At 74.5% G+C, this 13,856-nt stretch carries 11 protein-coding genes; 5 read left to right on the top strand and 6 right to left on the bottom strand.

Translation table 11 applies throughout. The features are described from left to right. Positions 1 to 13: 13 nt before the first annotated feature. On the bottom strand, positions 14 to 1,639 hold the full coding sequence (locus ABZ321_RS09450) for a glycosyl hydrolase family 18 protein (protein WP_344514769.1): 1,626 nt from the start codon (positions 1,637 to 1,639) through the stop codon (positions 14 to 16). A 76-nt stretch (positions 1,640 to 1,715) separates the two neighbouring features. On the opposite strand from ABZ321_RS09450, the gene ABZ321_RS09445 reads away from it, so the two are divergent. From ABZ321_RS09445 to ABZ321_RS09435, 3 genes are all read left to right on the top strand, one after another. Next, a complete protein-coding gene (locus ABZ321_RS09445) occupies positions 1,716 to 2,270 on the top strand; it encodes a hypothetical protein (RefSeq protein ID WP_354890524.1) in 555 nt (184 codons plus the stop codon). A 97-nt stretch (positions 2,271 to 2,367) separates the two neighbouring features. Further along, positions 2,368 to 2,802: a hypothetical protein gene (locus tag ABZ321_RS09440; protein WP_354890522.1), complete on the top strand. Its 435-nt coding sequence runs from the start codon at positions 2,368 to 2,370 to the stop codon at positions 2,800 to 2,802. Positions 2,803 to 2,806: 4 nt separating this feature from the next. Continuing rightward, entirely contained in the window at positions 2,807 to 7,258 is a 4,452-nt protein-coding gene (locus tag ABZ321_RS09435; RefSeq protein ID WP_354890520.1) for an HAD-IC family P-type ATPase, read from the top strand. Between the two features lie 936 nt (positions 7,259 to 8,194). On the opposite strand, the gene ABZ321_RS09430 is transcribed toward ABZ321_RS09435, so the two are convergent. Further along, a complete protein-coding gene (locus tag ABZ321_RS09430) occupies positions 8,195 to 9,463 on the bottom strand; it encodes an MFS transporter (RefSeq protein ID WP_354890518.1) in 1,269 nt (422 codons plus the stop codon). A 127-nt stretch (positions 9,464 to 9,590) separates the two neighbouring features. Between ABZ321_RS09430 and ABZ321_RS09425 the strand changes: the two genes are divergently transcribed. Next, positions 9,591 to 10,244 (top strand): hypothetical protein, encoded by a 654-nt coding sequence (locus ABZ321_RS09425; protein WP_354890516.1) that lies wholly within the window; start codon positions 9,591 to 9,593, stop codon positions 10,242 to 10,244. A gap of 26 nt (positions 10,245 to 10,270) precedes the next feature. On the opposite strand, the gene ABZ321_RS09420 is transcribed toward ABZ321_RS09425, so the two are convergent. From ABZ321_RS09420 to ABZ321_RS09405, 4 genes are all read right to left on the bottom strand, one after another. Further along, the gene (locus ABZ321_RS09420) at positions 10,271 to 10,696 is read right to left on the bottom strand and encodes a hypothetical protein (protein WP_354890515.1); all 426 of its coding nucleotides are present in this window, start codon (positions 10,694 to 10,696) and stop codon (positions 10,271 to 10,273) included. Positions 10,697 to 10,712: 16 nt separating this feature from the next. After that, positions 10,713 to 11,951, bottom strand: a complete 1,239-nt coding sequence (locus ABZ321_RS09415; RefSeq protein WP_354890513.1) for an MFS transporter — start codon at positions 11,949 to 11,951, stop codon at positions 10,713 to 10,715. Between the two features lie 9 nt (positions 11,952 to 11,960). After that, positions 11,961 to 12,194, bottom strand: a complete 234-nt coding sequence (locus ABZ321_RS09410; protein ID WP_354890511.1) for an alpha/beta fold hydrolase — start codon at positions 12,192 to 12,194, stop codon at positions 11,961 to 11,963. 62 nt (positions 12,195 to 12,256) lie between these two features. After that, positions 12,257 to 12,907: a DUF4097 family beta strand repeat-containing protein gene (locus tag ABZ321_RS09405; RefSeq protein WP_354890509.1), complete on the bottom strand. Its 651-nt coding sequence runs from the start codon at positions 12,905 to 12,907 to the stop codon at positions 12,257 to 12,259. Between the two features lie 220 nt (positions 12,908 to 13,127). On the opposite strand from ABZ321_RS09405, the gene ABZ321_RS09400 reads away from it, so the two are divergent. Continuing rightward, positions 13,128 to 13,847 carry a helix-turn-helix domain-containing protein gene (locus tag ABZ321_RS09400; RefSeq protein ID WP_344514747.1) on the top strand — a complete coding sequence of 240 codons (720 nt, stop codon included), beginning with the start codon at positions 13,128 to 13,130 and terminating at the stop codon, positions 13,845 to 13,847. Positions 13,848 to 13,856: the final 9 nt, after the last annotated feature.

Genomic DNA, 13,856 nt, shown 5'->3' with positions numbered 1-13,856 from the left:
CGCGGCCCGGGCTCTACGGCAGGGCGTTCAGGAACGGTTCCTGGGTGTTCATGAACTCCCAGGAGTAGTACCGGTCCCAGTTGATCGACCAGGTCATCAGGCCGCGGAAGTTGGGCGAGGTGCCGCCGCGCAGGGTGTACCCGCCGCAGCCGGTGCCCTTGACGAGGCAGTTCACGGCCGCCTGGACGACCGCGGGGGCGACGTAGCCGTTGCCCGCGCTGACCGCCGCCGGCACGCCGAAGGCGATCTGGTCCTCGCGCAGCCCCGGGAACGTCTGACCGGTGTTGGCGACCGGGAAGCCGGCCTTCATCATGTCGGTCATCGCGATGTGGAAGTCGGCGCCGCCCATCTGGTGGTACTGGTTGTCCAGGCCGGTGATCGGGCCGGAGTTGTAGTCCTGGACGTGCAGCACGGTGAGGAAGTCCCGCACCGCGTGGATGACCGGCAGGTAGGACCCGGCCCGGTTGTCGCCCTGGGTCGTGCCGCCGTAGAACTGGTAGCCGAGCTGCACGAAGAACGTCTCCGGCGCCATCGTCAGCACGAACTTCGTGCCGTACTTCGCCTTCAGCGACTTGAGCGCGGAGATCAGGTTCACCACGACCGGGGTCGTCGGGTTGCGGAAGTCGGCGTCACCGGCGTTCAGGTAGAGCGAGTGGCCCTCGAAGTCGATGTCGAGGCCGTCCAGGCCCCACCGGTCGATGATCGCGCTGACCGAGTTGACGAACGCGTCGCGGGCGCCGGCGGTGGTGAGCTGCACCTGGCCGTTCTGACCGCCGATGGAGATCAGGACCTTCTTGCCCTGGGCCTGCTTCGCCTTGATCGCGGCGAGGAACTCCGCGTCGGACTCGACGTTCGGGCACTCGGCGACCGGGCAGCGGTTGAACCGGATGTCGCCGGACGTCACCGAGGTCGGCTCGCCGAACGACAGGTTGATGATGTCCCAGGCGGCCGGGATGTCGGCCATCCGCACGTAACCGGAGCCGTTGGCGAAGCTGGCGTGCAGGTAGCCGATGAGCGCGTGCTTCGGCAGCCCGGTGACCGGCGGCTGGGACGTGGACGGCGACGGCGACGTGGACGGGGACTTCGAGGGCGACTTCGACGGCGACGGGCTGGCGCTCGGGCTCTTGCTCGCCGTGGGCGACGCGGTCGTCGGGCTCGGCTGACCGCCGGGGCCGTCGAGGGAGATGTCGTCGGCCTGGTACGCGCCGGTGCCGTACCAGCCGTGGATGAACACCTGCACCGACGTCTGGCCGGCGGCGGTGGTGAACGGCACGGTGAGCTTGCTGTAGGCGGTCCCGCTGGTCCACGTGGACGCGCCGCCGGTGATGCCGAGGTACACGTAGGAGCCGCGGACCCAGCCGGTGAGCGTGTAGGCGGTGCTCGGCTGGACGGCGACGGTCTGCGTGCACTGGGCGGTGTCGGACGCGGTGGCGTTGCCGTTGAGCGCGTAGGACCCGGAGTGGACCGGGCTGGTCACGGCCCCGGACCCGGTGCCGGTACAGGACCACCCGGACAGGTTTCCGCTCTCGAACCCGGGGTTGGTCAGCAGGTTGGCGGCGTAGGCGTTGGTCGTGACGAGCAAACCGGTCACCAGCAGGGTCGCGGCGCCGAGGATGAGCGCTATGCGCTTGCGCTTCATGGGGGTGTCCTCCATCGACGGTGCTCGCCATTATTAGGTTTCTTTACTGTTCCTGTCCAGTGGTGAAATGATCGGCATGGACAACCTGTTCCACGACAACATGCTCTGGCCGACGGTCGTGGTGCTGCCGAAACGCACCGGATGGTCGCTGTGGGGCGGCAACGCGGACGACGGCAGCGACTTCCTGCTGCCGGTCGGGCCGCGGTACGCGCTGTTCGACACCGCCGACGGGCTCTGCGACCACGTGCGCCGCGACGGGTCCGCGCACGTGCTCTCCCAGACCTTCGGCTGGGCCGGACTCCGCAAGGGGCTGCGCGGTCCGACCCCGGACGTCTCGGAAGCCTGCGAGTTCCGGCTGGACCGCCTGGCGAAGTGGTCACCACACGAGGAGGAGAGCGCCGGCGGGCTCGTCGACTGCCTCGACCTCATCCGCGACCTGGGCCGCCAGTTCGACGACGCCCTGCTGACCGACCTCAGCGAACCGGGCGGCGCACTACGCCAGCTCTACGACAACCTGTGGGGCGAGCTGTGGGGCGACGCACCGAAGCTGCACCCCGAGCGGGTCGCGAAGGCCGCGAAGCAGGCGGTCGCCCGGGTAGCCACCCTCGCCACCTGGAACCCGGCCGCCTGACCCGGCGCTCGACCGGCCTTTGCGCTGTTCATCTGCCGTTTACCTCAAACCCGCGCGGGTAGCTGCGTGCTCAGAACCTGGGCCTAAGGAGGTCGCCATGACCACGCAGACCAAGGCCGCTCCCCGCACCCGGCGGACCCGCAAGGACGATGCGACGGCCCAGCCGAAGGGCGCTGAAGCCGCCACGGCGGAGCCCACGCAGACCAAGGCCGCTCCCCGCGCCCGGCGGACGCGTCGCACCGAAGTGACGGCACGGCCGCACGGCACCGACGGCACGGCCGCCCACCCCATGCGGACGGCCGCCCATCAGGTCACCGACCACAACAGCACCCACCTGAGCGTGCCGAAGCTGGGCACCGTCCAGCTGCCCCCGGCCGACGAGCTCGCCTTCCTGGGCGGCATCGGCGTCCTGGCCGTGCTGGGCGCCATCGAATGGCCGGTGGCCGTCGTCGTAGCGGCCGGCCACACGCTGGCGACGAACCGGCGCAACAAGGTCGTGCACGAATTCGGCGAGGCGCTGGAAAAGGTCTAGCCAGGTGGCGCTGCTCGACCTGGTGCGGACCCCGTCCCGGCTGGTGGCCGGGGCGGCCCGCGCCGCCGCCGGCCGGTCCCCGGGCGAGCCGGTGACCACCGACCGCGTCGCCGTCGACGCCCCGGGCGTCGGCCGCCCGGACGCGGCCGAATACCGGACAGCGCTGGGCACCGCGCTGCGGCAGGTGCCCGGCGTCTCGTGGGCGGTGGTCAACGCCCCGTTGCAGCGGGTCGTGCTGGGCATCACCCGGCCCGCGCCCACCCGCGCGCAGCTCACCGCGGCGGTGCGGGCGGTGCGGGAGCGGTACCCCGGCATCCACGACGGGCCGGCCGACCGTGCGCCGGCACCGGATCACCCCGCGGCCCTGGAGCGGGCCGCCACGGCCCTGGTCGCCGACGCCGCCGGCCTGGTGGTCGCCACCTTCGGCCGCATCGCCCGGCACGTGCCCGGCGCCGTCGAGGCCGCCTCCCTCGTCCCCTTCGTCGACACCCAGCCGAAGCTGCGGGCCGTCCTCGAACGGGCGCTCGGCCGCGACCGGACCGACTCCGTGCTCGCGCTCAGCAACGCCGCGGCGCAGGGCCTGGTCGGCGGCGTCTCCGGGCTGGGCGTGGACGCGGCCGTGCGCGTCGGCCAGCTGGCCGAGGCCCGGGCCAGGCGCGACGCCTGGCGCGCCGAGCCGGCGCTGCTGCGCACGCCCCAGCGGGCCGCCGCCGACCCGGTCGTCACCGAACGGCCCAGCCCCCTGCCCGACGGGATCGTCGAGCACTACGCGCCGCGCAGCGTCGCCGTCGGCGCCGGGGCGGCCGGCGTCGCGCTGGCCGCCGGTGGCGCCGGGCGGGCGGCCGCGATCGCGGTGGCCGGCCTGCCCAAGGCCCCCGGGGCCGGGCGGGAGTCCTTCGCCGCGCAGCTGGGCCGCACGCTCGCCGGCCGCCGCGCGCACGTGATGGACCCGCGCGTCCTGCGCCTGCTCGACCGCGTCGACACGGTGATCCTCGACCCGGCCGTCCTGACCACGGGCCGGCTCATGGTCCAGGAGGTGCATCCCCTGCCCGGCGCCGACCCGGAGGAGGTCCGCCTCCAGGCCCAACGGCTGTTCAGCGCCGAGGCGACCGACCAGCCGGTGGAGCAGGACGGCTGGCTGCTCGGACCGGTCGACCAGTTGCGGCTGCGCGGCCGGACCGGCGTCCGGACGCGGCAGCGCCTGCACCGTGACGGCGCCGCGCACGTGCTCGGGCTCGCACACGGCACCCGGCTCGAGGCGCTGGTGAGCCTCGTGCCCCAACCGGCCGCCAGCGCCGACGCGCTCATCGCGGCGGCCCGGCGCAGCGGCACCAGGCTGATCTTCGCCGGCGGCCGCCCCCGAGGGGCCGAGCGGATCGACGCCGGCGACATTCCCGGCCGCGGGCACCTGCTCGGCAACGTCCGCGAGCTGCAGGCCGACGGTCACGTGGTGCTGCTGGTCTCCGACCAGGCCGCCGCGCTGGCCGGCGCCGACGTCGGCATCGGGGTGCACGGGCCGGACGCCCGGCCGCCCTGGGGCGCGCACGTGCTGGCCGGCGACGTCCTGGAGACCGCCGCCCTGCTCATCGACGCGATCGACGTCGCCCGGCGGGTCGGCCGGCACGGCGTCCGCCTGGCCGAGTCCGGCTCCGCGATCGGCGCGATCACCACGATCACCGGCGCGCCCCGGGGCGCGGCCCGGCGGGCCCTGCTCGCCGTCAACGGCGCCGCCGCCCTGTCCGTGGTGCAGGGCGTGTGGGCCGCCGCCGAGCTCGCCCGCCGGCCGATCTCGCCGCCCGTGTCCAGCACCGCGTGGCATGCGCTGCCCGCCGGCAAGGTCCTGAAGCTGCTCGAATCCACCGGCGGCGGGCTGCCCACCCGGGCGGCGCTGCGCCGGCACCGTCCCGACGCGCAGATCAGCCAGCCCAGGCCCAGCCTCATGCGGTCCTTCGCCGAGGAGCTGGCCAACCCGCTGACCCCGATCCTCGCCGGCGGCGCGGCCCTGTCCGCGGCGATCGGCTCCCTGGTCGACGCCGGCATCGTGCTGGGCGCCAGCGGCATCGGCGCGGTGGTCGGCGCGGTCCAGAAGACGGTGACCGACCGTGCCGTCGCGGAGCTGCTGGCCCGCTCGGCGGTGATGGCCACGGTCCGCCGCGACGGCCGGCCGGTGCGCCTGCCCGCCGACCAGCTGGTGCCCGGCGACGTCGTCCAGCTGGCGCCCGGCGACGTCATGCCCGCCGACTGCCGGCTCATCGAGGCGCAGGCCCTGGAAATGGACGAGTCCTCACTGACGGGCGAGTCGATGCCGGTGGCCAAGCGCACCGAACCGGTCCTCGCCGCCGACGTCGCCGACCGCACCTGCATGGTGTACGAGGGCTCGACGGTGACGGCCGGCCGGGCGGTCGGCGTCGTGGTCGCCACCGGGGCGGCGACCGAGGCCGGTCGCAGCATGGCCACCGCCGCCCAGGCGGCACCGGCCACCGGCGTGGAGGCGCGGCTCGGGCAGATCACCCACACCACGCTGCCGATCGCGCTGGGCTCGGGCGCCGCCGTCATGGCCGCCGGGCTGCTGCGCGGCCGCCCGGTGCGCGACACCATCGGCGCCGGCGTGGGACTGGCCGTGGCCAGCGTCCCGGAGGGGCTACCGTTCCTGGTCAGCGCCGCGCAGCTGGCCGCGGCCCGCCGGCTGTCCCGCCAGGGCGCGCTGGTCCGCAACGCCCGGACGATCGAGGCGCTGGGCCGGGTGGACGTGCTGTGCTTCGACAAGACCGGCACCCTGACCCAGGGCCACATCCGGCTGGCGGCCGTCGCCGACGCCGCCACGATCCGGCCGGTGGACGGCCTGGACCCGGCGCACCGGGCGGTGCTCGCCGCCGGCCTGCGCGCCACCCCCGCCCCCACCGGCGGCCAGCCGCTGCCCCACATCACCGACCGCGCCGTGCGCGGCGGCGCGGAGGACGCGGCCGTCGACGAGTCCGCCGGCGCGCCGGGCTGGCAGGCGCACACGACGCTGCCGTTCGAGCCCAGCCGCGCGTACCACGCCACGGCCGCGACGACGACCGCCGGCCGCCTGCTGTCCGTCAAGGGCGCGCCCGAGCTCGTGCTCGCCCGCTGCACCACCTGGCGCGCCGGCCCCCGCGAGGAGCGGCCGCTCACCGGCGCCGGCCGCCGCCGCGTCCGCCAGCAGCTGGAGCGGCTCACCCGGCAGGGTTTCCGCGTCCTCGCCGTGGCCGAGACCCACAGCCCCGCGGAGGGTGACCTGACCGACGACGCCGTGGCCCGACTGTGCTTCCTCGGCTTCCTCGCCCTCGCCGACCCGGTGCGCTCGACCGCCGGCGCCTCGCTGGACGAGCTGCGCACGGCCGGCGCGCAGATCGTCATGATCACCGGGGACCACCCCGCCACCGCTGAGACCATCGCCGGCGAGCTCGGCCTGCTCAACGGGCACCGGGTCGTCACCGGCGCCGACATCGACGCCCTGGACGACCGGGCGCTGCGCGACCTCGTGCCCAACATCGCGGTGGTCGCCCGCGGCACGCCGGCCCACAAGGTCCGGGTGGTGCAGGCCTTCCAGGCCAACCAGCGGGTCGTGGCGATGACGGGCGACGGCGCCAACGACGCCCCCGCCATCCGCCTCGCCGACGTCGGCATCGCGCTCGGCCAGCGCGGCACCCCCGCCGCCCGGGCCGCCGCCGACCTCGTCGTCACCGACGACCGCCTGGAGACCATCATCGCCGCGCTGGTCGAAGGCCGCGCCATGTGGCGGGCCGTGCGGGAGGCGCTCGGCATCCTCGTCGGCGGCAACCTCGGGGAGATCGGCTTCACCGTCCTCGGCGCCTCCCTCACCGGCGCCTCACCGCTCAACGCCCGGCAGCTGCTGCTGGTCAACCTCCTCACCGACCTCGCGCCGGCCCTGGCGGTCGCGCTGCGCCGGCCGGACTCCGGCGCCAACGGTGTGCTGCTGCGCGAGGGCCCGGAGGCCTCGCTCGGCGCCGCGCTGACCCACGACATCGCGCTGCGCGCGGCGGCCACCGTCACCGGCGCGACCGGCGCGTGGGTCGCCGCCGCCACCCTCAGCGGCCGCGGTGTGCGGGCCCGCACCGTCGCATTGGCCGCGCTGGTCGGCACGCAGCTCGGCCAGACCCTGCTCGTCGGGTGGACCAGCCCCGGCGTCCTCGTCGCGAGCCTCGGCTCCGCCGCCGTGCTGGCCGGTGTCGTCCAGACCCCCGGCCTGAGCCAGTTCTTCGGCTGCACCCCGCTGGGCCCGGTCGGCTGGGGCATCGCCACCACCGCCGCGACCACCACGATGCTCGCCTCCGCGGCGGCCCCCGTACTGGCGCGCCGGCTGCCGCCGGAGCTGACGGCGCGGCTCACGGAGGCGCTGCACCCGGAGCGCCTGGCCGAACTCGCCGGGCGCGTGCTGCCCGCCCACGTGCTGGCCCCGCACCCCCACTGAGGCGCGCGACAAAGTCGGGTGCCGGCTGTCCGGTCCGTCGGTACGCTCGCCGGCGTGAGCAGGAGGGTCAAGGCGCCGAGCACGGCACGGCTGCTGGGGATCCTGGCCAACGCCGCGCAGGTGCGCATCGTCGACGCCGGGCCCCACGAGGTCGACCACGCCGACGCCGCCAGAATCGTGGTCACCGGCGGCGACATCGCGGGGCTCGCGCGGGTGCTGAGCGTCGTGGACGGCGGCGTCAGGGACAGCGAGCACTGCTGGTGTGGTGACCGGCCCACGATGGTCGTGGCCGGCGCCGACGGTCGCGAGCTCGCCCGGTGGACCGTGCACGGTCAGACGCGGCTCAGCGGCCTCGGTGACCGCGCCGCCGAGCTGCGCGACGCCCCCGCGCTCATCGGATGGCTGGCGGAGCACGGCCTGACCGGTCCACGGGACGCCCAGCTCAGGGCCGCCCGTGCGGCGGCGGACAGCGAGGCGCGGCGGGTTCGCTGGGTGGCGGCCGCGCCGCTCGGCCTGCAGTACTTCGCCGAGGCCGTGACCCGGCGGGAGCACCACGCCGAGGAGCGGCTGGCCGTCATGCTGGCGCGCCGGATTCCGGACCTGACGGACCGGATCCGGGCGCTGGTCACCTGGGCCGGCGTGCCGGCACGCGAGGACTTCGACACCTTCTGGCACGAGCTCGTGCCCCGGCGGCTCCTGCTCGCCGAGCCCACCGGGGCGATCTTCGACGCGTTGGCGGCGGCTCCGCTGTCGGCGGGCCAGCTCGACGGCGCGGCGGAGCTGTTCACGTGCCTCGAGTGGACCCGGCCGTTGCGGGCCGGGATCCCGGAGCCGCTGCGGGCCCAGTTGATCGCCCACGTGACCGCGACCGGGACGGAGTCGATGCTGTTCCGGATGCGGCACGGCTACGGCACCGCCCCTGGGGAGCCGGCGACGTCAGCCGACGGCCGGGAGGGCGTCACCGCGGCGCATGGCGGCGAGGTGCTCCGGGGGGATGGCGCGGCGGGTGGTGCGCCGGTAGCGCCAGACCTGGGCGGCGCCGAGGGCCCACAACACGTACTGGACGGCGAAGGCCCACTTGAACGCCGGCAGCGACGGGTGGGCGGCGCCGGCCGGGGTCTGCGCGTCCAGCAGCACGCCGATGGCGATGATGACCAGGATCGAGGCGACGAACCCGCCCACGTTGACGATGCCGGTCGCGCCGCCGATGCGGGCCGCCGGGTTGAACGAGCGGGCGTAGTCGAAGCCGATCATGGAGCCGGGACCGTTCACCGCGAGCACCAGGACCAGGGCGGTGAGCACGGCGACGGGGGCGCGGCCCGGCCACAGCAGCACGACCGCCCAGGCGAGCGCCGAGCTCCCGACGATCGCCAGGACCAGGGTCGAGCGGTGATAGGGCAGCCGGCCGCAGAAGTGCCCGACGACGGGGCCGAGCACGATGCCGCCGACGGTCAGCAGCGACAGCAGCAGCGCGGCGGTCGCCGGGGCGAGGCCCTCCCCCTGCGTCAGGAACGGATAGCCCCACAGCAGCGCGAACACGCTGCCGGAGAACGACGACACGAAGTGCGTCCACAGCCCGAGCCGCGTGCCCGGATGCTCCCACGACGCCTTCAGGGCCCGGTCCGACACCGCTGGCTTCGTCGGCTCCTGTACCGGTGAGTCCCGCAGACTCACTGCCACGAGCGCGATCGCGGCGGCGCCGAGCGCGGCCGCGCCGAGGAACGTGGCGGTCCAGCCCGCGTCGCGCAGCAGCACGACCAGCGGCACCGCCGACGACAGCGCACCGAGCTGCCCGACCATGCCGGTGAGCTGCACCATCAGTGGGTTGCGGCGCGGCGGATACCACAGCGCGACGATCCGCAGGACGCTGATGAACGTCATCGCGTCGCCGACGCCGATCAGCACGCGGGCCGCGACCGCCGGCCCGATGTCGTGCGCGTAGGCGAACAGCAGCTGCCCGGCGACCATGAGCAGCCCGCCGCCGACGAGCATGCGCCGCGACCCGAACCGGTCCAGCAGGACCCCGACCGGGATCTGCATGCCCGCGTACACGGCCAGCTGCGCCACGGACAGCAGCGCCAGCAGCGACGTGCCGACCCCGAACCGGTCCGCTGCGGCGACCCCGGCGACCCCGAGCGACGAGCGGTGGAAGACCGCGATGATGTACGCGGTGAGCCCGATGACCCACATCAGATGACGACGCATAGCGGGACTGACGTTAGCCCTGTCGCCGCCTGAACAGGGGCAGGTGTGACGCCCCTCAAGTGTGGGCTTGCGGACACCCCATACGCTGTTCAGGTCCGCTTTGCCCAGCTGCTTGAGGACCCGTGCGATGAGCGACCTGATCGCCACACCCATCCGGTGGGAGCACTCGGGTGACGGCGAGTTCCCCTACCACGCCGAGATCGACGGGCGCAGCCTCACCGTGCGGGTCAACGACTTCCCGGCGGAGCCGCTGTACACCCTCATCGTCGACGGATCCGAGATGGTCGACCTCGACGACTGGCCCACCGTGTGGCGCCGCCCGCCGGCGCCGGCGCACCTGCTGGACCTGATCGCCCGGCCGATCACCACCGACCTGTTGTGGACGTGGGCGCGGCGGATCTGCGGCGTCACCACCGAGCACCCCGCCGAGGTCGCCGCGCTGCTGGGGCTGCCCGCACCGACGCAGGACGACTTCGGCCGGCTGTTCGTGCAGCCGAGCCCGCCCGGCACCGCGCGCCTCGAGCTGTCCTTCGACCGGGCGGGGCTGTCCGCGGTCGTCATCCACTTCGTCGAGCCGACCCTGACCCGGGCGGAGCTCGACGCCTGCTTCGGCCCCAGCGGCGACGTGCCCCGCGTCCACTGGGACTCCGCGCACGTGACCGCCCACCGGATCACCGCGCCGGACGCGCCGCTGTCGTGCACCCTGCTGGCGTCCTACGGCTCCGAGCCGGCGCCGCCGACCGGGGCGTTCCAGCTCACGCTGCGCCGCGACCACGGCTGAGCGTCAGGTTTCGCGCCGGGGCCACGTCAGGTTTCGCGCCACGGGTACACGGGCTCGCCGAACGGCTCCAGGGAGCAGTCCCAGGCGTTCCAGCCCTGCTGCGTGACCTTGCCGTCGGCGTACGCATAGGCCCAGGTGGAGCCGTCCTCGCCGGTGCAGCTGACCGTGCCTGCGCGGACGAACGGCGCCAGCTCCACGTAGAACGCGGTCGCCTGCTCCGACCACTTCGCGTCGCCCTGCTCGTCCCGCGCGAACTCGATCCAGTCACCGTCCCGCACGACCTGCGCCGCACCCACCCAGGCGAGGTCGGCGACCGTGCCCGCGTCCGGACAGATCTCCTCGCTGAACCAGCCGTCCCGCACGGCCAGCGCGGCCCTGATCGCGGTGGCGGCGGCGACGTCGTCCGCGGCCGGCAGGTGCAGCCTGCCCGTGGGCCGCACGGAGTACCCCATCCGCAGGTTCTACCACTCACGGCCGGGCGCTCGCGACATCGGCCTCGGCGACCGCCGCATCGATGCGGGCGTTGGTGAGGGCGGACGCGGCGTACCCGCCGGCGGCGAGGGTCAACAGGGCCGCGACGAGGATCGGGGTCCGCAGGTCGCCGGCGTCCGCGAGCAGGCCACCGGCGAGCGCGCCCAGCGGCATGACGCCCCAGGCTACGACCCGGTAGACGCCGATCGTGCGGCCGAGCAGCGCGTCCGGGGTCAGGCGCTGCCGCAACGACCCGTAGACGACGTTCCACACCAGGATCGCCCACCCGGTCAGCGCCCACGCGAACGCCGCCACGTACATGTTCCGGGTCGCGGCCGCGAGGAGCATCCCGAGGCCGGTGACGGTCGCCGCGAGGACCATCGCCCGCCCGCGGCCGGTGCGTCCCGCGACCCGGGCGGCGGTCTGGCTGCCGACGAGCCCGCCGACGGAGGCGGTCAGCAGGAACGCGCCGAACGCGGCCTCGGGCACGTCGAGGGTCTCCCGGGTCCACAGCGCGACGAGGGCGGTGGCCATCGCGTTGGCGAACCCGAGCCCGATCACCACGGAGAGCATCGCGCGGTGGACGGGGTGGCCGCGCACGAACCGCAGCGCCTCGCCGATCGCCCGCCCCATCGGCGCGGTCCCGTCGGCCTGGGCGGCGCGGTACGTGCCGGGCAGCGCGAGCATGAGCGCCGCGGCGACCGCGTAGCAGGCGACGTTGACGCCGAACGCTCCGCTCGCGGTGACCGCGAACACTGCGCTCGCGATGGGCGGGGCGACGAAGCTCTGGACGAGCATGTCCGCGCCCTGCAGCCGGCCGTTGGCGGCCTCGAGGCGGTCCCGCTCGACGACGGCCGGCACCATCGACAGGACCGACGTGTCGTACACCGTCTCGCCCGCGCCGAGGACGACGACCACGCCGTACAGCAGCCACAACGACATCGTGTCGGTGGCGACGGCCGCGAGCAGTGCCGCCAGGACCGCGGTGCGCACGATCCCGACGAGCAGCGCCAGCCGCCGCCGGTCATACCGGTCGACGAGGACGCCCGCGGGCAGCCCGAGCAGCAGCCACGGCACGAACCCGAGGGCCGTCAGCGCGGAGAACGCCACCGGGTCGCTGGTCAGCCGCGCGGCGAGCAGCAGGATCGCGACCCGGTACACGCCGTCGCCGAGGTTGCCCGCGGCGGCGGCCGCCCACAGCCGGTGGAACCGGCTCAGCTCGATGCGTCCTGCCACGCCGCCACCCTAGAGCCCCGCGACGTCCCGCGCCGCGTCGGCGACGGCCCGGAAGTCCTTCTTCAGGATGGCGCCGTGGTTGCTGGCCCAGTGCGCCCCGACGAACGCGCCGTAGGACCAGCCGACCAGCAGCGCCCGGTCGACGCCCCGGGCCGCGAGGACGGCGTCGACGTCGCGGACGGCGGCCTCGAACGAGTAGTCCTGCGAGCGTCGCGACTTGCCGCGGGCCCGCTCGCCGTTCATGGCATCTCCCTCGGGTGTGTGGGGTTCGGGGGCTGCGGGCGTCTTTCGTCGTTTTTCGTCGTTCAGAGGCTGCGGGCGTCGATGTCGCCGTGGGCGGTGGTGGCGTGGATGGTCAGCTCGGGGGTGCCGGCGTTCTTGAGCGCGTTGTGCACCCGGCCGTGGCCCGTGCCGGCGTCCAGGGAGGCGTCGATGCCGGCGGCGGCGCGGACGGTCACGTCGCCCATCTGGGTGCGCAGGACGACCGCGCCGCGCACGGCCTCGGCGACGTTGATGTCGCCCCGCATGGTGCTGATCTCGGCCGGCCCGGTGAGCCGCCCGACCGTGACGTCGCCGTCGTGGGCGGACAGGCGCGCGCTCGCCGCCTCGTCGAGCTTCACCGCGCGGTACAGGCCTTCGGCGGCGACGTCGCCGAGCCGGCCGACGCCCCGGAACTCGGTGGCGGCGGCCTTCACCTCGACCCGCGAGCCGGCGGGGACCCGCACCGTCACCTCGACCGACCCGGCCGAGCTGCCGGCGGGGGCCTTGACCCGCAGGACACCGTCGCCGAACTCGACCTGGGTCTGCTCGGCCGACTGCACGTCGCGCCGCTTGCCCGCGTCGGCGGGAAGCACCTCGACGGTGGTGTCGGCCCGGTCGGCCGCGATGACCTGGATCCGGCCGGCGGGGACCTCCAGGACGGCGGTGACGGCGGCGGGGCTGTCGAACTGCTGCATGGCGTTCTCCTCGTGTCGTTGTTCTTTCCAACACCGGAAACGCTACTTTGCGTTCGCACTTCGGGCAACGTCTGCGTTGCGTCCGTCTCACATATCCGCAGTTCAACGCACTGAATTCGTTGCATTGGGTGTACGGCTAACGCAATGCGTTGCACTCGTTGCGTTGCATTGGACTGTCGGCGAACGCTACGCTGGACGTACCGGACGAAGGGAGACGGCGGTGCCGGGAGGCAGGCTCACACAGCAGGAGCGGCAGCAGATCGCCGGCGGCCTCGCCGACAGCCTCGCCTACGCGGAGATCGCCCGGCGGCTCGACCGCCCCACGTCGACCATCACGCGTGAGGTGATGCGCAACGGCGGCCCCACCGCGTACCGCGCCGACCTCGCCCACCGCGCCACCGAACGCCGCGCCCACCGCCGCCGGCAGGCACCATCCGCCGGACCGCGGGCCCTCGCCCAGGGCAACGGACGCGACGACGGCGCGGTCCGCGAATACGAGGAGACCTTCACCACCCTGCTGATGCAGCAGGGCCTGCCGAAGATGGTGGCCCGGGTGCTGACCTGCCTCTTCATCGCCGACGCCGGCAGCCTCACCGCCGCGCAACTCGTCCAGCACCTGCAGATCAGCCCGGCGTCGGTGTCCAAGGCCATCGCGTTCCTCGAGCAGCAGGGCCTCATCCGCCGCGAACGCGACGACCGCCGCCGCGAGCGCTACTTCGTCGACGACGACGTCTGGTACCAGTCGACGATCGCCAGCGCCCACGGCATCGGCCAGGTGGCCGCCACCGCCCGCCAGGGCGTCGCCGTCCTCGGCCAGGGCAGCCCCGCCGCCGTCCGCCTCGAGAACATCGCCCGCTTCAGCGACTTCATCAGCGAGAGCATCCTCCGCGCCGCCGAACAGGTCCGCGAGATCCTCCACACGAAGCCGGACACGCACTGACGCCGCGCC

The organism is Dactylosporangium sp. NPDC006015 (assembly GCF_040614215.1).
In the GTDB taxonomy this organism is placed as follows: Bacteria; Actinomycetota; Actinomycetes; order Mycobacteriales; family Micromonosporaceae; genus Dactylosporangium; species Dactylosporangium maewongense.
The sequence above is the reverse complement of the archived record's forward strand: the minus strand, read 5'-3'. Positions and strand labels throughout refer to the sequence as shown.

Coding starts and splice junctions, on each gene's coding strand:
- ABZ321_RS09450 (WP_344514769.1), bottom strand. CDS start 1,639: ATGAAGCGCAAGCGCATAGCGCTCATCCTCGGCGCCGCGACCCTGCTG.
- ABZ321_RS09445 (WP_354890524.1), top strand. CDS start 1,716: ATGGACAACCTGTTCCACGACAACATGCTCTGGCCGACGGTCGTGGTG.
- ABZ321_RS09440 (WP_354890522.1), top strand. CDS start 2,368: ATGACCACGCAGACCAAGGCCGCTCCCCGCACCCGGCGGACCCGCAAG.
- ABZ321_RS09430 (WP_354890518.1), bottom strand. CDS start 9,463: ATGCGTCGTCATCTGATGTGGGTCATCGGGCTCACCGCGTACATCATC.
- ABZ321_RS09425 (WP_354890516.1), top strand. CDS start 9,591: ATGAGCGACCTGATCGCCACACCCATCCGGTGGGAGCACTCGGGTGAC.
- ABZ321_RS09420 (WP_354890515.1), bottom strand. CDS start 10,696: ATGGGGTACTCCGTGCGGCCCACGGGCAGGCTGCACCTGCCGGCCGCG.
- ABZ321_RS09410 (WP_354890511.1), bottom strand. CDS start 12,194: ATGAACGGCGAGCGGGCCCGCGGCAAGTCGCGACGCTCGCAGGACTAC.
- ABZ321_RS09405 (WP_354890509.1), bottom strand. CDS start 12,907: ATGCAGCAGTTCGACAGCCCCGCCGCCGTCACCGCCGTCCTGGAGGTC.